This window comes from Nitrospirota bacterium (assembly GCA_016214845.1).
Lineage (GTDB): Bacteria > Nitrospirota > Thermodesulfovibrionia > UBA6902 > UBA6902 > SURF-23.
Window position 1 is genome coordinate 83,350 of record JACRMS010000020.1, and the last position, 19,769, is coordinate 103,118.

Genomic DNA, 19,769 nt, shown 5'->3' on the forward strand with positions numbered 1-19,769 from the left:
AGATTTATTGACCAAATAAAATTGAAATTATTCCAGTTTTGAGGCGACCTCTTCCTTGACGTAGTTTTCAATTATGTCGCCCACCTTGAGGTCATTGAAGTTTTCTATCATGATACCGCATTCAAAACCTGAAAGCGCTTCTTTTATATCTTCTTTGAATCTCTTCAGCGATGACAGTTTGCTTTCATAGATGACGACATTGTCTCTGATGACCCTGACGCCGGAGCTGGTCCTTGTGATCTTCCCGTCGGTCACGTAACAGCCCGCGACTGTTCCGAGCCTCGATATATAGAAGAGGTTTCTTACCTCAGCCCTTCCCAAGATCTTTTCAGTAATGGTAGGGGCGAGGAGGCCTTCGAGGGCTTTTTTGATCTCATCGATCGCTTCGTAAATTATGTTATAGAACCGGACGTCCACGCCTTCTTTTTCAATAAGGGCTGACGCCTTCGCATCCGGGCGTATGTTAAATCCTATAATGATCGCGTTTGACGCGGTGGCAAGCATGACGTCTGATTCGTTAATGCCGCCTGCGCTTGCGTGGATCACGTTTACTTTGACCTGCGGGTGCGTGATGGCGGAGAGGGCGTCTTTGACCGCTTCCGCTGAACCCTGGACATCAGCTTTGATAATGACGTTAAGGTCCCGTATCTCACCCTGTTTTACTTTTTCATAAATTTCATTAAGGGTAAGTTTCTTCATCTGCGAGGCGGCGGCGGTCTTCTGCTTTTGCATCCTGTTCAGGGCGATCTGCCTTGCCTTCCTCTCATCATCCATGACAATAAAGATGTCGCCTGCCTGCGGCACATCAGGAAATCCTATAACCTCAACAGGAGTAGAAGGTCCGGCCTTGTCGATCTTCTTTCCGGTATCGTCGATAAGCGCCCTTACCCTGCCTGCTACTGTTCCAACGAGAAATGGGTCACCGACTTTCAGCTCTCCGGCGTTGACAAGCACGGTGCCTACAGGGCCCCTGCCTTTATCAAGCTTGGCCTCAACGATCGTGCCCTTTGCGGGCCTGTGGTAATTCGCCTTGAGCTCCATTACCTCTGACTGAAGCAGGATCATCTCGAGCACTTTCTCGATCCCTATTCTTTTTTTAGCGGAAACCTCAACGAATATGTTCTGTCCTCCCCATTCCTCGGAAACTACGCCGTACTGGGAGAGCTCATTTCTGACCCTGGTAACGTTTGCTTCAGGTTTGTCGATTTTATTTATTGCTACCACGATAGGCACGTTTGCCGCCTTCGCGTGGTTGATGGCCTCGATGGTCTGCGGCATTACGCTGTCATCGGCCGCAACTACAAGGACCACGATATCAGTGACCTTTGCGCCCCTGGCCCTCATCATTGTAAACGCCTCATGGCCGGGTGTATCAAGGAACGTTATCTCTTTATCTTTAAGCTTCACCTTATATGCGCCTATGTGCTGCGTTATCCCGCCTGCCTCTGTTTCAGTGACCTTTGTCTGCCTTATAGCGTCAAGCAGGGTGGTCTTACCGTGGTCGACATGCCCCATAATTGTGACGATCGGCGGGCGAGGGCTAAGCACGGTTTCATCAGAATCCTTCTCTTCAAGGATTGCTTCTTCATCTTCTATCTGCGCCATCTCGATCTTCAGACCGAAGGCCTCCGCGACGATCTGCGCCGCGTCAGCGTCAACAGGCTGGTTGATCGTCGGCATGTAGCCAAGCTCCATGAATTTCTTTATCACTTCATTCATCTTCTGCCCTATGAGATCGGCGAATTCCTTTACTGTTGTGCCTTCCTGAAATTTAATAACACGCTTCCTCGGCTGGGTGATCTGGGGAGGCGGAGCAGGTTCTGTCTTCTGGGCAAACGGCCTTTTGTCGTGCTTTTTGAACTGGGGTTTGAAATCCTGGATCTTCTTTGTTACATCAACCCTTCTTATGGAATCAAAGGCCCGCTGCATCCCGGGTTTGGCCTTGAACTTATCAAGCTTTCCGCGCTCGATCTCTTTTTTGAACCTGTCAAGGACCAATAAGTCTTCTTCTTCTGTTGTAGTTGCCGGTTTTGCTTTGGTCTCTAAGGGCGCAACTGGCGGCTTCGCGGCCGGCGGCTTGACCTCTTTAACAGGTTCTTTGTGGGCCGGTTTAGCCGGGGCTTCGGGTTTATGTTCTTTAACGGGTTTCTCAGTCTTCGGTTTTTCAACAGAATGTCTTATAACAGCCGGGGCTTTCTCAACAGGTTTGGCTGCTTCCGCGGGTTTCTTTTCTTCCTGGGGAACGGCGGGTTTTACTGCCGGGGCTTCTTTTTTAGGAGGGGAAGGTTTTTCTTCAGCCTTTTTTAATAACTCCGTTTTCCCGAAGATGCCGGCCAGCTTGTCGACAAGTTCAGCGTCTAGATTGGACATGTGGGTCTTTACCTGGATCCCCATGCCCGCAAGCTTGACAATGATCTCCTTATTGGTAACGTTTATCTTTTTAGACAGCTCGTATATTCTCATTCCGGGCATTTATTTTTCCTGAAAAATATAAGTGTTAAATCGTTGCAAGCCCTTAAACTTCAGAAAATTTTTGATGTAGTTTAAGGGTTGTAAGTTTGTCTGGGTTAATGTTATCATAACTTCTCTTTTTAAAGCAATTATACCGTCCGCTTAATAACATAAGGAGGTAAGAAAACAATGGCAGAATGTTCAATTTGCGGTAAGAAAAAGGTGACCGGCAACAATGTCAGTCATGCCAATAACAGGACCAAACGCGTATTCATGCCCAATCTGCAGAAGGTGAAGATGCAGACTGCTCATGGAGTAAGAAGGTCTTCTGTCTGCACCAGATGCCTGCGCTCAGGAAAAGTTAAAAAGGCAGTCTAAATTTAGACGCTGAGAAGATAAGAAGCTTGGGAGATGAGAAGAGCAAGAGGACACACCTGATCTCATCTTCTCAACTTCATATCTTCTTTCCATAATTTTCTTAATTACACATGCAGTCCCTTCAGAATATCCTCAATACATTCATCAAAGATTACGGCATTGAAGGCGGTGTGGCCCTCAATGCCATCAGAAATCAGTGGGACAAGCTCGTCGGACAGGCCGTTGCAGCTCACACCTTCCCGGACACCATTAAAAACAAAGTTATTACTTTAATAGTAGACACCCCCCAGTGGCTGCATCATCTCGGTTTTTTCAAAGAAGAGATCATCACAAAACTCAAGCCTTATAAAATAGACGAGATACGTTTCAGGATCGGCAGGCTCCCGGAAAAGACAAATGAAAAACAGGTGACACAAGACAACGAATTGTCCGAAGATGATTCGAGGTTCCTCGAAAATACGCTGAAGGACCTGAAGGATGAGGAGCTTAAGGAAAAATTCAGGACCCTGATCGTGCACGGGTTAAAGAGGGGAAAGAAGTAACACTATTTTCGTTGAAAAAAAGTGCCCCCTGCAAGGATCGAACTTGCGGCCCCAGGTTTAGGAAACCTGTGCTCTATCCTACTGAGCTAAGGGGGCTCTCTTTGGGTTAAAGACTAATGAGTTAAGAGTTTGAAAAAAAAATATAACCAGCCGCCGATTAGTTTAGCATATCATCACAGTAAAATTGTAGTAAATCATGTTCTATTGTATCTTCTCTTGACCGACACAGTATTTTATTTCCTGAAGCAGTCAGCAATATTTGATTTTTACAGGCTGATATGATATAAAAATATACTCTTTGCTCTTACTTTGTATAAAGAAAGGGCTGCTCTCCCCGCTTAAAGAGTAAATACATCATGCGGGAAGAATTAATCCATAAGGAGGTGTAAATGAATTATTACGAAAAAGTCATGATTCTTGACCCGAATCTTGACGACAATGCCGCAGAAGAGACCGTTGGAAAGATCAGGGACCTAATCACCAAACAGGGCGGAGAGATCCTAAAGAAAGAAAATTGGGGCCGCCGCAAGTTAGCTTACGAGCTGAACAAGCATCAAAAGGGAAACTATATTTTCCTGTTTTTTAAATCCACCCCCGCAACCATATTTGAAATCGAAAAACTCTGCAAAGTGCTTGACCCGATCATAAAGTTCATGGTTGTTAAGCTGACGAAAAAGAAACAGATAGAAGCAGTGCTGCAATCTCTGGCGCAGGCAGCAGCAAAGGTCGCCGCTCACGATACGAAGCCTGCTGTGTCAGGCGAGAAAGTTACGGAGGAGAAAAAGGATGTTCAATAAAGTTATCCTGATAGGCAATCTTACGAGAGACCCCGAGATGAGATATACCCCGCAGGGTACGTCCGTCTGTAATTTCGGGCTTGCAGTTAATCGCAGATACAAACAGGGTGATGAAGCGAAAGAAGAGGTCACTTTCATAAGTATAGTGGTCTTCGGCAAGCAGGCCGACACATGCGGGCAATATTTAAATAAGGGCAGCTCTGTGCTTGTTGAGGGCAGGCTGCAGGAGAGACGCTGGGAGACGGAAGACGGGCAGAAAAGGAGCAGGCACGAGGTCGTAGCGCAGTCTGTCCGGTTCCTCGGCAAAAAACAGGGCCCTGCCGGGTTTGACGCCCCAGGCGGGGAGGAGACCGCCCCTCCGGACGAAACCACTGAACTGGAACCTTTTTAACCGGATCAAAATTTAAAAAATAAGGAGTTATAAATTGCAATTTAAAAAATTTCAGAGAAGAAAATACTGCAGGTTCTGCGCGGACCATAGTGTATTTATCGACTATAAAGACATCAAGACCCTCAGGAACTACCTGACCGAGAGGGGAAAGATGATTGCCGGCAGAATGACCGGCAATTGCGCGAAACATCAGAGGGAGCTTACAATCGCCATCAAGAGGGCGCGTAATATAGCCCTCCTTCCGTTTGTAGAGAGATAATGAGAGTACCTAAAGGGTGGGTGCCTGTTGTATCAAGGGAGATCCTGGAAGAGCTCCTGAAGAAAAGTTTGATTGAACTGACGGTATCCAAAGAAAAGGCCGCCGAGTTATTAAATGAGCTGATGCTTGAAGAGCTGACGGTAGAAGACAGGCTCAACGAAGAAGTAAGGCAGATGTTGAAAAAATTCGATTCGGAAATAGAAAAGGGCCGGCTGGACTACCGTAAACTTTTTGATATGACAAAACAGAAACTGGTCAAGGAGCGGAATATTATTTTATGAGGCTCTCCGACGACAAGATCAGCCATCTTTCACACATTGTCCTGAAAGGGCTTGCCGATAAAAAGGCAATTGCTCCCCCCGCGGACGAGGGGGCCATCAGGCGGGAGATAAAAAGGATTTTAGTTAAAGAATCAAAACTCGCCGAAGAGATGGACGAATCCATCAGGAAGAAGCTACAATCCTACTCAAAGAAGATACCTGAGGGGACTTCCGAATGGGACGTCCTCTACCAGAAATTCTTCCAGGAAGAATCAGCCAAAAAAGGCAGGGGATAAACGTCGCACGGTCAATCCGCATTGATTGACAATTAAGCTTTTTTAGGGTATTTTTTAATTCGCTTGTTTTGTGAAGGGCCTATAGCTCAGCTGGCTAGAGCGCACCCCTGATAAGGGTGAGGTCATTGGTTCGACTCCAATTAGGCCCACCATGCTGATTTTGCGGCAGGCAAAATCAGGGTTGAAAGTTAAGAGTTAAAAATTATAAGATATAACACGGTGAGAGGGTTCAGGATTTATCACCGTTCATTTTTTGCCTCAAAATTTGTGAAATAATTTTTGGTTCGGGGGTGTAGCTCAGCTGGGAGAGCACCTGCTTTGCAAGCAGGGGGTCATCGGTTCGATCCCGTTCACCTCCACCAAATTTTTTTCTCAAAAATAGAGCAAGTAGCGAAAGAGTGCAAAAAAGTTAGCGGTTTCTGTAAAAATATTTCCTGCTGGAATTTATTTTCGGTCTGCCTGACAGTGAGAGATTGATTGTCAGTTGATATTAGGGTTTAATTCCTGCTGAATCTCCTGAAACCGGAGCAGGGGATTATCTTAAGCTTTCCGTTTTTCACAACTTCATCGAGCAGAAAATTCATGCCGACATTGTCGCTCGAAATATGTCCGGCGATCACGACATTAATATGGCGTTTCTCAGCTTCTTTCCTGTGTTCGTCGCTGAGATGCATTCCGACGATAGTGTTTACGCTTGAATTGGCAAGGCTTTCAAATATATCTTTTGAGCCTTCGGTCCCGCCTGTCATGTCGACAAATATTTTCCCCGCGCTCCTTTCGCCGGAGCCAAGGAGTATCTTCGGCCCTGAGTTGTTCTTTGCGGCCTCGCGGTATTCGGGAATCTCTTTCAGGATCTTAATGATATCGCCAAGCGTGTCAGGGGATTTTTTATCAAAGGTTTTCTGAAGAAAGTCCACAACCATATTGTCTGCGGGAGTATGCATGCACATAAACGGTATATCAAGCAGGGCAGCCACATCCACAGCGCGGGTATGGTTGGCTGGGGAAAGCCGTCTCTCGATTTCTTTTATCCTGCCCTCAAGAAGTCCCTCCGCAATATTAATAGGTACTCCGAACTTATTGAGTATGTCAGCCTGCATGTACATGACCTCGTAAAAATTGGCGAATGCCTTCCCGGAAGGATGGTGGGTGATGACAAGGTCGATCTTTGTCCCTTTTGACGAAAGCCTGTCTGCAAGGAGGATTTCCGCTGCATCCATGTCGATGCCCACAAGCGCGGTCTTTATTTCTTCTTTGCCTGTGCCGTGCAGTATCCTTGAGTCGGCGTACGGGTTGGTAAGGGCTTCTGTATCAAAGAACTCCTTGTCCTCAGCCTTCATGTCCTTGTAGGCTTTTTTCTTTTTGTCGAGGGACTTCAGGACTGTCTTTTTACCGCGCGGATCAGCCTCAATTCCCGCCGCAACAATGGTTTCGTAAATCTTTCTTAATTTCATCTGACCTCACAATATTAATGAATAGCAAAAGCAGGAAGGCTGGCGAGTAATTTCTATGCGACACCTTTTAAAAAAAGCTGAGAGCACACGGCAAAGTACTTAGTGCTAAGCAACAACAGGCATTGCCACTGAAGCAAAATGTAATATCTTGTCGATTATAGAAATTATTCGCCAGCCTTCCTGCTCTTGCGTTAAACTCCCAGTAACTCTTTCACAAGATTATTGACAAGCTTGCCGTCCGCCTGCCCCTTTGTTTTTGCCATCACGGCCTTCATTACCTTACCCATATCCTTTGCCCCGGCTGCCCCTGTCTCGGCAATAGCGTCTTTCACTATTGCTTTTATTTCGTCTTCGCCAAGCTGTTTCGGGAGGTAGCCCTGTATTATGACGAGTTCCGATTTCTCTTTCTCCGCGATATCGGTCCTGCCGGCTTTTGAAAACTGCTCAATGGATTCATTCGCCCTTTTAACAAATGTGCGAAGAATGCCGGAGATCTCATCGTCATCAAGGGGGCCGCCTTTTTCAATCTCCCTGTTCTTTATCGCGGCCTTGATCATCCTCAGGATTGAGACTTTATCTTTGTCCCCTGACTTGAGGGCGTTTTTAAAATCACTTGCTATCTTTTCGGATAAGGGCATTTCTACCTCGAAGGAGATTTGAATCTCTTGAGGGCTTTTTTCCTTGCGGCTATAGCCTTCTTTTTCTTCTTTACGCTTGGTTTATCGTAATGCTCTCTTTTCTTTATCTCGGAGAGGATGCCTTCCCTTTCGCACTGTTTTTTAAACTTGCGAAGGGCATTTTCAAAAGAGTCATTGTCGCCAATTTTCACATAAGGCATATCAGTTCACCTCCCTCTCGATAAGATTACGAATAATATACATTTTATCAACGGGTTAAAGCAAGAGCCAAGCCATTTTTTCCTTGAAGGTTTAAAACGGGCAAACATGAAGAAGTTATTTTACTGTCCGGTTTTTTTCATCAAGCTTAATAATTCCGTGACAGTGGGCCCTTTTTGCTCTTAGTATACATCTTAGCATGGGTCATTCGATTATCTTGGGCACTCTGTAAAAACTCTCGTCTTTATCGGGGGCATTCTGCAGGGCGCTTTCCCGCGGGAGAGAGGCGGTCAAGCTGTCTTCCCTGAGGACATTTTTCACTGAAAGCACGTGGGCCGTAGGCTCAACGCTCGTTGTGTCAAGCTCGTTCAGCTTATTTATGTAGTCAATGATGCTGCCGACCTGTCTGGAGAAAAGTTCTTCTTCATGCGTTGTAAGTTTCAGCCTTGCAAGCATGGCTATATGTTCAATCTTCATTATATCTTTTCAAGGTTGGCGAATTTAAGGGAAAGCCTTTTCATGCCAACGGACGGAAAGTTTACTGTAACTTTTAGATCATCGGTCTCGCCGTAACTGTCTCTTACGACCCCTATTCCCCACTTGGGATGTTTCACCCTCGAACCCGTTACAAACGGAGATACGTTCAACAGTTTGGACGGCACCTTAACAACATTAGAAGTGAATGCGTCTGCTCTCGGCCTTTTCTGTATCAAGCAGTAGCACGCTTCAGGTATGTCGGGAAGGAACCTCGACGGCTGCTGCTCCTGCACGGAAGTATATAAACGTCTTTTCTTGGCGGCTGTTAAAAAGAGGCGGTCCTGCGCTCTTGTGATACCTACGTAAAAGAGTCTCCGTTCTTCGGCAAGCTCATCTTTGTCGTTAATGGCATGAAAATGCGGGACAAGCCCGTCTTCAAACCCGGCAATAAATACCACGGGGAATTCAAGCCCCTTTGCGCAGTGAAGGGTCATAAGAGAGACAGTGCTGTCATCGCTTAGTTCGTCAGTGCTGCTGTAAAGCGAGGCGGTATCAATAAAGCCCCTTATGTCCTTGCCTTCGGCAAAGTTCACAAGCTCCATCACATTCCCTGCTCTCTCTTCACCGACCCACTCGATGTAGCCTGTTTTTTCAAAAATAAGTTTCAAAAGTTCGGGCAGGGCAATATCTCCATGGGCGATCAATTCATCCATGATGCTGACAAAGCCGCTCAGTTTGTCCTTTAAGGCATTTGTATATGCGCTGCTTTTTACAATGTGTTTCATTGTCCTGTAAAGGCTCTCTTCTCTCTTGCGCGCTTCGTTCTCCACCCTCACAACGGTCGCGTCTCCGATCTGGCGCGTCGGGCAGTTAACGATCCTCTTAAGACTGACGGAATCATCCGGATTGGCGATGACCCTCAGGTAGGAAATAATGTCTTTCACCTCTTTGCGGTGAAAGAAGCTTATTCCCCCGTAGATGCGGTACTGCAGGTTATTTTCCCTCAACGCCTCTTCAAGGACCCTTGACTGCTGGTTCACCCTGTAGAGAATAGCGATGTCTTGATAGGAATATTTGCCCATCAGGTACAATTCTTTAATGGTCTGGGCTATGTATCTTGCTTCCTCCACCTCATTGCTTGCGGTGCAGTAATATATCTTCTCGCCTTCGCCCCGATCTGTCCAGAGCTTCTTGGGCATCCTCGCGGGGTTTTGCGCGATGATACTTCCGGCTATGTTGAGTATATTTTGGGTGGACCTGTAATTCTGTTCAAGCCGTATGACCTTTGATTTTGCATAGTCCTTTTTAAAGTTATGGATATTCTTTACCTCTGCGCCCCTGAATTTGTAAATGCTCTGGTCGTCGTCTCCTACCACGCAGATGTTTTTATGTTTTGAGGCGAAGAGCCTCGCGAGCCTGTACTGTGATGTGTTGGTGTCCTGAAATTCATCGATCATCAGATGCGAAAATTCATTTTGATATTTCTTCAGCACCGCGGGATGTTTTTCACACAGTTTTACGCACAGCATTATAAGGTCGTCAAAGTCGAGGGCGTTATTTTTCTTTAGTTCGTCCTGATATCTAACATAAACCCTTGCGAATTTTTCATCAAAACCATAACTGTCTTCATTGGCAAGCAGTTCTTCCGGGCCAACCAGGGAGGCCTTCAGGGAAGATATCTTTGACAAAATGCCTTTATAAAGGGCTTCGTGGATCTTAAACTCTTTTAATATTGAGCGGACCAGATTACCTGAGTCATCATCGTCATAGATACAGAAATCTCTCCGGTACCCAAGCTGCTCTATCTCTTTTCTCAAAATCTTTGCTGACAATGAATGAAAAGTTCCTACCCACAGGCCCTTTGAGCTCTTTCCCGTAAGGGATTCTATCCGTTCCCTCATCTCGTCGGCAGCCTTGTTTGTAAATGTCATTGACAGTATGGACTGAGGATGGACCTTCTGCGCAGTTGTGAGATACGCAAAACGATGGGTAATAACCTTCGTCTTGCCGCTTCCAGCCCCCGCAAGGACGAGAAGGGGGCCGTCAGTATGAAGGACAGCTTCTTTTTGTTGAGGATTAAGATCGTTTAGTAACACCTGTCTTGTCATCGTATCCCCTTAAAGTGAAATATATATAATGTGTAAAACAAACTGCAGACCGTACGACTTACATTGATAATTATATCATAGATTAGCGATAAAATTGTTACATTTATCAGGTAATTGATAAAACTTATAATTCTGATAATTGTAATTAACCACAGAGTACACGGAGAACAAAGAGATAAAAGATTTTATATTCAAAAAGTTACTCGGATTATTTGCACTTGTTTTGCTCTCACCATGAAGGTGAATTGGCTTTATGCCTGACTATATCGACTGGCAGGTCTTTCTCTGTGACCTCTGTGGTTTACTTTTTAGAGTGGGGAATCTTTTCTGTCTATTCTACCGTGACGCTTTTTGCGAGGTTCCTCGGCTGATCTACATTACATTTTCTCAGCACCGCCATATGATAAGCGAGCAGGTGAAGCGGGATAGAGAAGATAATGGGAGTCAGATAGTAATTGGTCTTCGGCATAGACAATACATGCGAGGCATGTGAAAGCACTTTGGCGTTTCCCTCTGTCGCAACCGCTATCACTTTTCCGCCTCGGCTCTTAACCTCTTCCATGTTTGAAATAATCTTTTCAAAAACATTGTCGTCAGGCGCCAGCGCGAGCACGGGCATATCATTATCAATAAGGGCTATAGGGCCGTGCTTCATCTCCCCGGCAGGATATCCCTCAGCGTGAATGTATGAGATCTCTTTCAGTTTCAAAGCGCCCTCAAGCGCAATAGGGTAATTTATCCCCCTGCCGAGATAGAGGAAATCCCTTACCTGGCAAAATTTCCTGGCTATCTTTAAAACAGCGTTATTACACTGAAGGGCCTTTTCCACTTTTTCAGGCAGCAGCAGCAATTCATTGAACAGTTCTTTTATTTCACGAGGCTGAAGTTTCCCCTTGGCCTTGGCAAGCGCTATCGAAAAAAGATAAAGCCCCGTCAATTGAGTGGTAAATGCCTTTGTCGAGGCCACGCCGATCTCCGGGCCTGAATGGGTGTAAAATACGCTGTCAGCCTCTCTTGCAGAGGTGCTGTCTACAACGTTGCAGATAGTAAGGACCCTGGCCCCTAATTTTTTTGACTCCTTCTGGGCCGCAAGCGTGTCGGCGGTCTCTCCCGATTGTGTAATGACAATAACAAGGCTGCCTTTCGGGATGAAAGGTTTTCTGTATCTGAACTCGGATGCGATATCAACCTCACACGGCACTCTTGCCATGTCTTCGATCATGTATTTTCCGATGAGGGCGGAATGCCATGATGTGCCGCAGGCAACAAGGAATATTTTGCTCAGATTTTTTAAAGCGCTCTCCTTCATGGAAAATTCATCGAGATTGACTTCGCCCTTTCCCATTGAAAACCTTCCCCTGATCGTATCAGCGATGGCCCTCGGCTGCTCGAATATTTCCTTGAGCATGAAATGCTTGTAGCCGCCTTTCTCCGCCATCGAAGGACTCCACGAGATCTTTGATGGCACTTTCTTTAAAGGTTTTTTGGTTTGAACATTGGAGAATGAAACTCCCTGATGCGTGAGCGTCGCCATATCGCCGTTTTCGAGGATCACCACGTTCTTTGTATATTTAAGGAATGCCGGGATGTCTGAGGCTATAAAAAATTCTCCGTCGCCTGTCCCCACGACAAGAGGGCTGTCCTTTTTCACGGCTATGATCTTGTCCGGCTCTTTCTCATTTATGATCCCGACAGCGTATGCGCCATCCACGTGTTTCAAGGCCTCTCGCGTTGCGTCCTCAAAACCAAGGCCCTTTTGCGAGTAGCTATTTATCAGGTGGCAGATGACTTCTGTATCGGTTTCGGAAGTAAAGACGTGTCCTTTTTTCTTCAGATCCTCTCTCAGCTCGAAATAATTTTCTATGATCCCGTTATGCACGAGGACAATGCCTCCTGCCCTGTGAGGATGCGCGTTTTCTTCAGAGGGCCTTCCATGTGTCGCCCATCTGGTGTGTCCCAGTCCTATGACGCTTTTCAGGTTTTCATTTTTGATGGAGGCTTCCAGGTCCCGTATCTTGCCGGCGCAGCGCCTGACCTCTATCTTGTCATTCCTGAAAAATGCTATACCCGCGGAATCGTATCCGCGATATTCGAGGCGTTTGAGCCCGTTAATAAGGACCGGGATTGAGTTTCTTTTGCCTATGTAACCGATTATTCCACACATAATAAAGTAGTCAGTAGTCAGTAGTTAGTAAACAGTAGTCAAAGACAAACCCTCAACCGCCTGCTGCAAACTACTTGCTACTTTTTTCTCCTTTCACTTTTAACTGTTTCTGCTTTACCCAACCAATTAAATTTTGCTGTTTGGCCCTGCTTATTGCAAGCGCGCCTGCCGGGACATCCTTTGTTACCGTAGATCCCGCAGCCACATATGCGCCTCTTTCAATTTTAACAGGAGCGACAAGCTGGGAGTCGCTTCCTATAAATACCCCGTTCTCAATAACGGTGGTAAATTTATTCTTTCCGTCATAATTACAGGTGATGGTGCCTGCCCCTATATTAACATCTTTGCCGACAACAGCATCTCCGAGATAGGTCAGATGAGACGCCTTTGTCCCGTTGCCGATGTTAGATTTTTTTACTTCTACGAAATTTCCTATCTTAACATCGCGGCCAATCACGCTGTGGGGCCTGAGATGCGCAAAAGGCCCGATAGTGCTTCCAGTGCCTACTCTGCTTTTTTCAATAAGAGAGTTGTCTTTGACCGTGACTCCATCTCCGAGAACGCTTTCAGAGACCCTCGCTCCAGGATATATAACGCAATTCTTCCCGATTTTTGTTTTGTCTTCGAGGTAAGTGTTTGGATAAATGACCGTGTCCTTTCCTATTGTCACAGATGGATGAACGAATGCTGTGCCGGGGTCAATGAACGTAACCCCGTTTTCCATCCATTTTGCAATTATCTTTCTTTTTATAATGTCTGAAATTTTGTACAACTCTTCCCTGTTGTTCACTCCGCTTATCTCTTCCGCGGGACAGACATACGCCTCAAGCCTCCTGCCTGCCCTGGAGACAATCCCTACGATATCGGTGAGATAATATTCGCCAGAGGAACTGTTCATTTTAATCCTGTCGAGATGTTTCAGGACATCAGTCTCCATCACATAAACGCCGCTGTTCAATTCTTTACACATGCTCTTTTCTTCAGGTGTGGCGTGCTTATCTTCCACAATACCGGTGACCCTGCCTTTATCATCGCGCAGGACCCTGCCATAGCCGGACGTTGAATCATCAATAAAAGTCAGAAAAGACAGGACATTTTTATTCCGCCTGTGTTTTGCCAGCAGACCTTTCAATGTATTTGTAGTTATAAGGGGACAGTCTCCGTTGAGGACAAGCACGGTGCCCTTTATTAATTCCTTTTTAGCGGTTGAAACAGCATCCCCGGTGCCAAGAAGTTTTTCCTGCACAACGAATGACAGGTGGTCTTCGCCGCTCATTCTTTTCTTAACCGCCTCAGCGCCGTTGCCGATGACTACGACGGTTTGTTGAGGCTTCAGAGGTTTAACGGCATCAATGGTGTATTGAAGCATAGGCCTTCCCAATATCTTATGAAGGACTTTGGGCAGAAGGGATTTCATCCTCTTTCCTTTGCCCGCTGCAAGTATAACTACCGACAGGTTCATTTGAATATGATAAACTTTTATCGCCTTGTTTGCAATTTGGTTACATTATTTAATTCGGTATTTTAATTAAACATCTTAATTCCAACTTACAACTGCACATACTCCTTCAGCAGCGCTGGATACATAAAGGGATTGAACAAAATGTTTGTCATGAAATAACATTCGTGCGTGCAATAGCAGCTTTTGTTCTGAATTGATTGCAGGACCTTCTGCGCCCCGCTGTCTTTCAATATTTTTCTCAGATCGTAACCGTTGTCTCTAACATTTCCCATCTTCATATTAAATGATTCGCAGGGATAAACATCTCCTGTCTCTGTCAGGACAAGGTTCAACTTCCCCGCGTAGCATGGGACCAATTGTTTCTTCTGAATCATTGTCTCATAGATCAACCTGCGCTGAAGTATGTCCTGGGCAGCTTTCAGCTTTGCCCCTTTGAAGCTGTAGATGCCGGAAACTTTTTTCTTCAGGTTTGTTGCCAGCCTGTCAATGGTTTTATGATACTTTTCAATGTCAACATCCTTCAGCCCTTTATCGGAAACACTTCCCCTTATAAGCGACACGGTGTGGGTCCTGACCTTGTCCAGCCCGTTGACAAAGTCAATAAGTCCATCAATATGGCGCTGGTTTGCGGAACAAAAAACCGTGTTTATGCCGAGGTCGAAATTCGGGTATGCGTCAAGCAGTTCACCGAGGACTTTGTATGTTTGCAGAGTCTTCTGGAAACTCCCCTTCATTCCCCTGATCGAATCATGCACACCTTCCAGTCCTTCCATGGAAAGCTTCACGACTATCGTGCTTCTTTTGCAGTGTTTCAGAATCGCTTCGATCTTCTCTCTGATCACACCGGTGAGCAGTCCGTTGGTCGGGAAGAGGATTATTGCAGGCTTGTTTCTTTCATAAAATATTTTTGTGATCTCAACTATGTCATCCCTCAGAAATATTTCGCCCCCTGAGAATGCGAGCCAGAGGAGGCTGCCAAGTGATGAAGATATTTTTTCAATCTCACCGAGGGACAATTCGGGCAGACTCTCTTTCTTTTTTTCCCCGGAGAGGTAAAAACAGAAGGGGCATCTGAGATTACATCTTCTGGTGAGGAAGAAGGTCAATTGGACCGGGCTTCGTTTCCAGAAGACTGAACCGATATGGCGAAAAGGAGAGTAGGGCATATTAGTATCCACAGATTACACAGATAGCGCAGATTAAAAAAAACATCTGAGTAAATCCGCGTAATCTGTGGCCTTTTAAGTATTCAATCACTCCAGCAATTGCCCCGGTCCCGACCGGAAGGGGATAGAGCATACTGTAGTATATTAAAGCCTGCGCGGTGAATAAAATGCCCTTTGTCTCAAAAAATGCCTTTAACAATCTCCTGCTTATAAATGCATTCAGGATGAAGAGGAGAAGCAGAACGAATAATAAGGCAGGCTGTTGCAAAACCGCCATTACGGCCAGGGTTATCACGCTCAGAAGATATGAAGCAACATCGGTCTTTAATTCTACCGAGGCAGTGCCGGAGTCTGAGAGCAGGTCTTTGTTTTTCAACGAATACATGTTCCAGTATTTGGATTTCCGGTAGGCGTTCTTCAACGATCTAAGGAGAGAAAAATTAAATATGTGCTGCACCTGGATTTCAGGCTCCATAATAAGCCTGCATCCCATCCTCCTCAGCCTATGGCTGAACTCAACGTCCTCGATGATCGGCAGAAAAACTTCAGGGAAGCCGTCGCTATTTTTAAAGGTCTCAGCGTCAATTATCATTGCATGGGCGGCGATATAATCGGGGTCCTCAATGTTTTTGGTCTCGGAATAATTTATGTACACAGACTGAAAGATGCTGAAGAAATTATTGTCATAAGGCATTCGGGTATATGTGCCCCCGATGATAACCCCTCCTTGATTTTCCTTGCTCCTCTCCTTATTTAAGGGGAGGCCGGGTGGGGTTATGGGGTGTGAAGACACGAATGCCCTGTTTGCAATCGCCAGCGTATCTTTCTGAAAGATGCAGTCTGCGTCGGTGAAGAAGATGATCTCGCCGCTGCTGTTCTCTGCCCCGGTGTTACGCGCCTTTGATGTCCCTGAGCGTTTTTCAAGGCTGATGAGTTTGCAGGGAAACTTTTTAATGACCTCAAAGGAACCGTCTTCTGAACGGTCATCAACAACGATGACTTCAAAGTTCTTATATTCGGAGGCAAATACGGACTCAAGACATTTGCCTATGGTCGCGGCCTTATTGTAATTCGGGATGACTACGGAGATACTTTTTTCCATTTCGATTGTTTATTATAATATACCCTAAGAAAGGCTGAAGGCAAAAGGAAGAAGCCTGGAAAAAAGGAGAGAAGAATGGCGAAAAAGATAGCGGTACTCGTCAGGGACAGAAAGCCTGAGGCGTTGAGGATGGCGGTCGGGGCCACGCTTGCAAATGACCAGGTAACAGTATTTGTCATGGATGATGAACTTGAGGAAGATGAAGATATATTGCTGAACCTGGAAATGCTGAGCTCGTTAAAGGCCCGGATAATCTCCAATAACAAAAAGAACAAGTTTGAACAGAAAACCACAGAAGAGATCGCCGCGCTGCTTGCAGACTATGATGTTGTAGTCCCTTACTGATTACAGTTCTCAACCGTCAACTCATTGACAAATTGCGTGTATAATTCTAAATTATAATCAAACTAAAAATTCGAGGTATTCAATGCTCAATAAAGTAGAAGCACTATCGCCGACAACAAAAAGGCTCCAGATCAATATCCCGCCGGACGTCATCAAGTCCGAAACGGACAGCGTTTACAGCAAGCTCAGCAGCACCACTAAGATACCGGGCTTCAGGCCTGGCAAGGTACCTAAGGCCATTCTTGAAAAGAGGTTCAGCAAGAACGTTGAGGCCGAGGTCATTGAAAAGATCGTACCCAGGTATTATCTGGAGGCCCTCAAGGAGGCGAATTTAGAGCCGGTCAGCTATCCCAACATAGACGATAAAATAGAGATTGTGCCGGGACAGCCGCTTTCATTCAGTGTGACAGTGGAGGTAAAGCCGGAAATTGGTGAGATAAAATATGAAGGCATCGTGCTGAAAGAAAAGGCCGTCACGATTGAAGAAGAGGATGTTGAAAAAACCCTTAAGCTGATGCAGGAGAGCAAGGCGTTGTTTACTGTTACAGAAGAAGCGTTGAATGAAGACGACATGGCCATCATCGATTGCAATGCCTTTGTTGATGGTAATGAGATCAAGGAAATGTCATACAAGGAATATCCCATGCTCCTTGGCCCTGATGCGATGCCCAGGGAATTCGTCAGCGCCTTGACCGGCAAGAAGAAAGGCGATACTGTTGAGGCGAAGATAACCATGGAGCAGGACAACCCGAACAAGGTTATTGCGGGAAAAGAGGTTTTATTTAAAATAAATATTACAGAGGCCAAGAAGAAAAATGTCCCGCCACTGGATGATGAATTTGCAAAGGAAGCCGAATGCGGCAGCCTTGATGAGCTGAAAAACAAGGTCCGTGAAAATCTCTCCGCCAGAAAGAAAAGCCAGATAAATCTGGAATACAAAAAGGACATCCTGAACGAACTGATCAATAAACACGCTTTTGACATACCGGACTCTATGCTGCATGGTGAGATTGAATCCCTGATCTACCAGGCGAAGCAGAATGCGGAGAGAAAGGGCGAGGCCGTAACAACCCCCGACGAAGAATTGAAAAGGCAATATGAGACAACCGCAAAAGAAAACGTCAAGGGCGTGCTCCTGCTCGAGGCAATCGGCAGGCAGGCACACATCGAGGTAAGCGATGCCGATGTTAAGGAAGCGGTCGGTGAGATCGCGGCCCGTAACGGCATGAAACCTGAAGAGGTGATGCGGCTTTACAGCATGAGAGAAGGCTCATTGGACGCCATGAAAAGCAGGCTGTTTGCGGACAAGGTCCTCGAATTTATCTTAGGCAAAGCGAAGATAGAAAATTAACGGGGTGTATCGCGATACGCCTCTACTTTCCAACCAAGGAGACAAAATGAGTTTAATACCTATTGTAATAGAACAAACCGGCAGGTCTGAAAGAGCGTATGATATCTATTCAAGGCTTCTGAAAGACAGGATCGTCTTTATAGGCACTCCCATTGACGATATAGTGTCAAATACGGTCATTGCCCAGCTGCTTTTTCTTCAGACCGAAGACGCTGAAAAAGACATTCACCTTTATATAAATTCTCCAGGCGGCGTTGTTTCCTCGGGCCTCGCGATCTATGACACGATGCAATACATCAAGCCTGACATATCCACATACTGCATCGGGCAGGCAGCCAGTATGGGCGCACTGCTTTTGACCGCGGGCACAAAAGGGAAAAGGTTTGTGCTGCCCAATTCCCGCGTCATGATACACCAGCCCATAGGAGGTTTCTACGGGCAGGCCACCGATGTGGAGATCCACGCAAGGGAGATCCTGAAGATGAAGGACAATCTCAATAAGATCCTCGCAAAACACACAGGCCAGACTCTTGAAAAGATACAGGTTGACACCGAAAGGGATTATTTCATGTCCGGGCAGGAGGCCAAGGACTACGGCCTCGTTGATGAAGTGATAGAGACCCTGAAAAAGCGGGCGGAATAATCAAGGTAATTTTGGAGACTCACTATGAATGATAAAAAAACAAACAAAAGCGAAAACAGTATTCTAACATGCTCTTTCTGCGGCAAGACCCAGAAGGAGGTAAGGAAGCTCATTGCGGGGCCTACAGTGTATATCTGCGATGAATGCATAAACCTCTGTAACGAAATAATGGCAGAGGAGTTCAGTTCATCCTTTGACATCAATATCACGCAGAAGATCCCCACGCCAAAGGAGATAAAGCACTTTCTTAGTGATTACGTAATAGAGCAGGATCATGCCAAGAAGATCCTGTCAGTGGCGGTGCACAATCATTACAAGAGGGTTAACAGCCCCAAGCAGGCCGATATAGAATTGCAAAAGAGCAACATCCTTCTCATCGGCCCGACCGGAACAGGCAAGACCATTCTCGCGCAGACGCTCGCGAAATTCCTTGACGTACCTTTTACCATTGCTGACGCCACAACTCTTACGGAAGCGGGATATGTCGGGGAAGACGTTGAGAACATTATCCTCAAGCTCATACAGGCGGCGGATTATGACGTTGAAAGGGCGCAGCGCGGCATCATCTACATTGACGAGATCGACAAGATAAGCCGTAAGACCGAGAACGTTTCAATAACGAGAGATGTCTCAGGCGAAGGTGTTCAGCAGGCGCTTCTGAAAATCATAGAAGGCACCATCGCGAATGTCCCGCCCCAGGGCGGCAGGAAACACCCGCAGCAGGAATATATCCCGGTCAACACCGCCAACATACTCTTTATCTGCGGAGGCGCGTTTATCGGCCTTGAAAAAATAATAGAGGAGAGGATCGGCAAGAAGGTTGTCGGCTTTGGTTCAGAGCCGAAGGTGCACGGCAAAAAAATAGATGAGTCGCTCAAGCATGTGCAGCCCCAGGACCTGATCAAGTACGGGCTTATCCCTGAATTCGTGGGCAGGCTTCCTGTTGTTGCAACACTGGAAGAGCTGAGCGAATCAGCGCTTGTGAGGATACTTACGGAACCAAAGAACGCGATTATAAAACAGTACCAGAGGCTTCTCTCGTTTGATAATGTTAAGCTGAAATTCACAGAGACCGCGCTTGCGGCCATTGCAAAAGAGGCCATCAGGCGCAAGACCGGCGCGCGCGGACTGAGGGCGATCCTCGAAGAAATTATGCTTGACGTGATGTACGAAATGCCGTCACAGAGCGAAGTCAGGGAATGTTTGATAACGGAAGAAGTGGTCACCAAGAAGGAAAAGCCTATCCTCGGCTACAAAGAACACGCAGAGTCCGCATAGGGCAGGAAG

General features: G+C 46.2%; 21 protein-coding genes and 3 tRNA genes. 13 read left to right on the plus strand and 11 right to left on the minus strand.

Annotated features, from left to right (window positions below; translation table 11 throughout):
• Nucleotides 1-27: 27 nt before the first annotated feature.
• Complete coding sequence (infB, locus tag HZB61_06310) at nucleotides 28-2,472, minus strand: translation initiation factor IF-2 (GenBank protein ID MBI5056208.1); 2,445 nt, start codon at nucleotides 2,470-2,472, stop codon at nucleotides 28-30.
• A gap of 168 nt (nucleotides 2,473-2,640) precedes the next feature.
• Between infB and HZB61_06315 the strand changes: the two genes are divergently transcribed.
• Both HZB61_06315 and HZB61_06320 read left to right on the plus strand, forming a co-directional pair.
• Entirely contained in the window at nucleotides 2,641-2,829 is a 189-nt protein-coding gene (locus tag HZB61_06315) for a 50S ribosomal protein L28 (GenBank protein ID MBI5056209.1), read from the plus strand.
• A 110-nt stretch (nucleotides 2,830-2,939) separates the two neighbouring features.
• Complete coding sequence (locus HZB61_06320) at nucleotides 2,940-3,371, plus strand: DUF721 domain-containing protein (GenBank protein MBI5056210.1); 432 nt, start codon at nucleotides 2,940-2,942, stop codon at nucleotides 3,369-3,371.
• Nucleotides 3,372-3,393: 22 nt separating this feature from the next.
• Here HZB61_06320 and HZB61_06325 read toward each other — a convergent pair.
• Nucleotides 3,394-3,467: transfer RNA gene (locus tag HZB61_06325), tRNA-Arg, on the minus strand.
• Between the two features lie 293 nt (nucleotides 3,468-3,760).
• Here HZB61_06325 and rpsF point away from each other — a divergent pair.
• The 7 genes from rpsF to HZB61_06360 all read left to right on the plus strand — a co-directional run bounded on the left by rpsF (nucleotide 3,761) and on the right by HZB61_06360 (nucleotide 5,736).
• A complete protein-coding gene (rpsF, locus tag HZB61_06330) occupies nucleotides 3,761-4,168 on the plus strand; it encodes a 30S ribosomal protein S6 (GenBank protein MBI5056211.1) in 408 nt (135 codons plus the stop codon).
• Complete coding sequence (locus HZB61_06335; protein MBI5056212.1) at nucleotides 4,158-4,559, plus strand: single-stranded DNA-binding protein; 402 nt, start codon at nucleotides 4,158-4,160, stop codon at nucleotides 4,557-4,559. The genes rpsF and HZB61_06335 overlap by 11 nt, the downstream gene beginning before the upstream one ends.
• Before the next feature lie 19 nt (nucleotides 4,560-4,578).
• The gene (locus HZB61_06340; GenBank protein MBI5056213.1) at nucleotides 4,579-4,818 is read left to right on the plus strand and encodes a 30S ribosomal protein S18; all 240 of its coding nucleotides are present in this window, start codon (nucleotides 4,579-4,581) and stop codon (nucleotides 4,816-4,818) included.
• Nucleotides 4,818-5,099: a DUF507 family protein gene (locus tag HZB61_06345; GenBank protein ID MBI5056214.1), complete on the plus strand. Its 282-nt coding sequence runs from the start codon at nucleotides 4,818-4,820 to the stop codon at nucleotides 5,097-5,099. The genes HZB61_06340 and HZB61_06345 overlap by 1 nt, the downstream gene beginning before the upstream one ends.
• Nucleotides 5,096-5,374 carry a DUF507 family protein gene (locus HZB61_06350; GenBank protein MBI5056215.1) on the plus strand — a complete coding sequence of 93 codons (279 nt, stop codon included), beginning with the start codon at nucleotides 5,096-5,098 and terminating at the stop codon, nucleotides 5,372-5,374. The genes HZB61_06345 and HZB61_06350 overlap by 4 nt, the downstream gene beginning before the upstream one ends.
• A 75-nt stretch (nucleotides 5,375-5,449) precedes the next feature.
• Nucleotides 5,450-5,526: transfer RNA gene (locus HZB61_06355), tRNA-Ile, on the plus strand.
• Between the two features lie 134 nt (nucleotides 5,527-5,660).
• Nucleotides 5,661-5,736, plus strand: a tRNA-Ala gene (locus tag HZB61_06360).
• Between the two features lie 135 nt (nucleotides 5,737-5,871).
• Here the strand turns inward: HZB61_06360 and HZB61_06365 are convergent.
• The 9 genes from HZB61_06365 to HZB61_06405 all read right to left on the minus strand — a co-directional run bounded on the left by HZB61_06365 (nucleotide 5,872) and on the right by HZB61_06405 (nucleotide 16,143).
• Nucleotides 5,872-6,828 (minus strand): NGG1p interacting factor NIF3, encoded by a 957-nt coding sequence (locus HZB61_06365; protein ID MBI5056216.1) that lies wholly within the window; start codon nucleotides 6,826-6,828, stop codon nucleotides 5,872-5,874.
• Nucleotides 6,829-7,019: 191 nt separating this feature from the next.
• On the minus strand, nucleotides 7,020-7,466 hold the full coding sequence (locus HZB61_06370; protein MBI5056217.1) for a GatB/YqeY domain-containing protein: 447 nt from the start codon (nucleotides 7,464-7,466) through the stop codon (nucleotides 7,020-7,022).
• Nucleotides 7,467-7,468: 2 nt separating this feature from the next.
• Entirely contained in the window at nucleotides 7,469-7,666 is a 198-nt protein-coding gene (locus HZB61_06375) for a 30S ribosomal protein S21 (GenBank protein ID MBI5056218.1), read from the minus strand.
• 202 nt (nucleotides 7,667-7,868) lie between these two features.
• Nucleotides 7,869-8,141: an Asp-tRNA(Asn)/Glu-tRNA(Gln) amidotransferase subunit GatC gene (gatC, locus tag HZB61_06380; protein ID MBI5056219.1), complete on the minus strand. Its 273-nt coding sequence runs from the start codon at nucleotides 8,139-8,141 to the stop codon at nucleotides 7,869-7,871.
• A complete protein-coding gene (locus HZB61_06385; GenBank protein ID MBI5056220.1) occupies nucleotides 8,141-10,249 on the minus strand; it encodes a DUF3553 domain-containing protein in 2,109 nt (702 codons plus the stop codon). The genes gatC and HZB61_06385 overlap by 1 nt, the downstream gene beginning before the upstream one ends.
• Nucleotides 10,250-10,580: 331 nt before the next feature.
• Nucleotides 10,581-12,413 carry a glutamine--fructose-6-phosphate transaminase (isomerizing) gene (gene glmS, locus HZB61_06390; protein ID MBI5056221.1) on the minus strand — a complete coding sequence of 611 codons (1,833 nt, stop codon included), beginning with the start codon at nucleotides 12,411-12,413 and terminating at the stop codon, nucleotides 10,581-10,583.
• A 70-nt stretch (nucleotides 12,414-12,483) separates the two neighbouring features.
• Nucleotides 12,484-13,875: a bifunctional UDP-N-acetylglucosamine diphosphorylase/glucosamine-1-phosphate N-acetyltransferase GlmU gene (glmU, locus tag HZB61_06395; GenBank protein ID MBI5056222.1), complete on the minus strand. Its 1,392-nt coding sequence runs from the start codon at nucleotides 13,873-13,875 to the stop codon at nucleotides 12,484-12,486.
• Nucleotides 13,876-13,961: 86 nt separating this feature from the next.
• Nucleotides 13,962-15,041 carry a radical SAM protein gene (locus HZB61_06400; protein ID MBI5056223.1) on the minus strand — a complete coding sequence of 360 codons (1,080 nt, stop codon included), beginning with the start codon at nucleotides 15,039-15,041 and terminating at the stop codon, nucleotides 13,962-13,964.
• Nucleotide 15,042: 1 nt separating this feature from the next.
• Nucleotides 15,043-16,143: a glycosyltransferase family 2 protein gene (locus tag HZB61_06405; GenBank protein MBI5056224.1), complete on the minus strand. Its 1,101-nt coding sequence runs from the start codon at nucleotides 16,141-16,143 to the stop codon at nucleotides 15,043-15,045.
• A gap of 75 nt (nucleotides 16,144-16,218) precedes the next feature.
• On the opposite strand from HZB61_06405, the gene HZB61_06410 reads away from it, so the two are divergent.
• The 4 genes from HZB61_06410 to clpX all read left to right on the plus strand — a co-directional run bounded on the left by HZB61_06410 (nucleotide 16,219) and on the right by clpX (nucleotide 19,760).
• Nucleotides 16,219-16,488: a hypothetical protein gene (locus HZB61_06410; GenBank protein MBI5056225.1), complete on the plus strand. Its 270-nt coding sequence runs from the start codon at nucleotides 16,219-16,221 to the stop codon at nucleotides 16,486-16,488.
• Nucleotides 16,489-16,570: 82 nt separating this feature from the next.
• Nucleotides 16,571-17,839, plus strand: a complete 1,269-nt coding sequence (tig, locus tag HZB61_06415) for a trigger factor (protein MBI5056226.1) — start codon at nucleotides 16,571-16,573, stop codon at nucleotides 17,837-17,839.
• Nucleotides 17,840-17,885: 46 nt separating this feature from the next.
• A complete protein-coding gene (gene clpP, locus HZB61_06420; GenBank protein ID MBI5056227.1) occupies nucleotides 17,886-18,482 on the plus strand; it encodes an ATP-dependent Clp endopeptidase proteolytic subunit ClpP in 597 nt (198 codons plus the stop codon).
• Nucleotides 18,483-18,506: 24 nt separating this feature from the next.
• A complete protein-coding gene (gene clpX / locus HZB61_06425; protein ID MBI5056228.1) occupies nucleotides 18,507-19,760 on the plus strand; it encodes an ATP-dependent Clp protease ATP-binding subunit ClpX in 1,254 nt (417 codons plus the stop codon).
• Nucleotides 19,761-19,769 lie beyond the last annotated feature (9 nt).

Coding starts and splice junctions, on each gene's coding strand:
- glmS (MBI5056221.1), bottom strand. CDS start 12,413: ATGTGTGGAATAATCGGTTACATAGGCAAAAGAAACTCAATCCCGGTC.
- HZB61_06410 (MBI5056225.1), top strand. CDS start 16,219: ATGGCGAAAAAGATAGCGGTACTCGTCAGGGACAGAAAGCCTGAGGCG.
- clpX (MBI5056228.1), top strand. CDS start 18,507: ATGAATGATAAAAAAACAAACAAAAGCGAAAACAGTATTCTAACATGC.
- HZB61_06375 (MBI5056218.1), bottom strand. CDS start 7,666: ATGCCTTATGTGAAAATTGGCGACAATGACTCTTTTGAAAATGCCCTT.
- HZB61_06320 (MBI5056210.1), top strand. CDS start 2,940: ATGCAGTCCCTTCAGAATATCCTCAATACATTCATCAAAGATTACGGC.
- HZB61_06315 (MBI5056209.1), top strand. CDS start 2,641: ATGGCAGAATGTTCAATTTGCGGTAAGAAAAAGGTGACCGGCAACAAT.
- HZB61_06400 (MBI5056223.1), bottom strand. CDS start 15,041: ATGCCCTACTCTCCTTTTCGCCATATCGGTTCAGTCTTCTGGAAACGA.
- HZB61_06370 (MBI5056217.1), bottom strand. CDS start 7,466: ATGCCCTTATCCGAAAAGATAGCAAGTGATTTTAAAAACGCCCTCAAG.
- infB (MBI5056208.1), bottom strand. CDS start 2,472: ATGCCCGGAATGAGAATATACGAGCTGTCTAAAAAGATAAACGTTACC.
- HZB61_06345 (MBI5056214.1), top strand. CDS start 4,818: ATGAGAGTACCTAAAGGGTGGGTGCCTGTTGTATCAAGGGAGATCCTG.
- HZB61_06365 (MBI5056216.1), bottom strand. CDS start 6,828: ATGAAATTAAGAAAGATTTACGAAACCATTGTTGCGGCGGGAATTGAG.
- rpsF (MBI5056211.1), top strand. CDS start 3,761: ATGAATTATTACGAAAAAGTCATGATTCTTGACCCGAATCTTGACGAC.
- clpP (MBI5056227.1), top strand. CDS start 17,886: ATGAGTTTAATACCTATTGTAATAGAACAAACCGGCAGGTCTGAAAGA.
- glmU (MBI5056222.1), bottom strand. CDS start 13,875: ATGAACCTGTCGGTAGTTATACTTGCAGCGGGCAAAGGAAAGAGGATG.
- HZB61_06385 (MBI5056220.1), bottom strand. CDS start 10,249: ATGACAAGACAGGTGTTACTAAACGATCTTAATCCTCAACAAAAAGAA.
- gatC (MBI5056219.1), bottom strand. CDS start 8,141: ATGAAGATTGAACATATAGCCATGCTTGCAAGGCTGAAACTTACAACG.
- tig (MBI5056226.1), top strand. CDS start 16,571: ATGCTCAATAAAGTAGAAGCACTATCGCCGACAACAAAAAGGCTCCAG.
- HZB61_06350 (MBI5056215.1), top strand. CDS start 5,096: ATGAGGCTCTCCGACGACAAGATCAGCCATCTTTCACACATTGTCCTG.
- HZB61_06335 (MBI5056212.1), top strand. CDS start 4,158: ATGTTCAATAAAGTTATCCTGATAGGCAATCTTACGAGAGACCCCGAG.
- HZB61_06405 (MBI5056224.1), bottom strand. CDS start 16,143: ATGGAAAAAAGTATCTCCGTAGTCATCCCGAATTACAATAAGGCCGCG.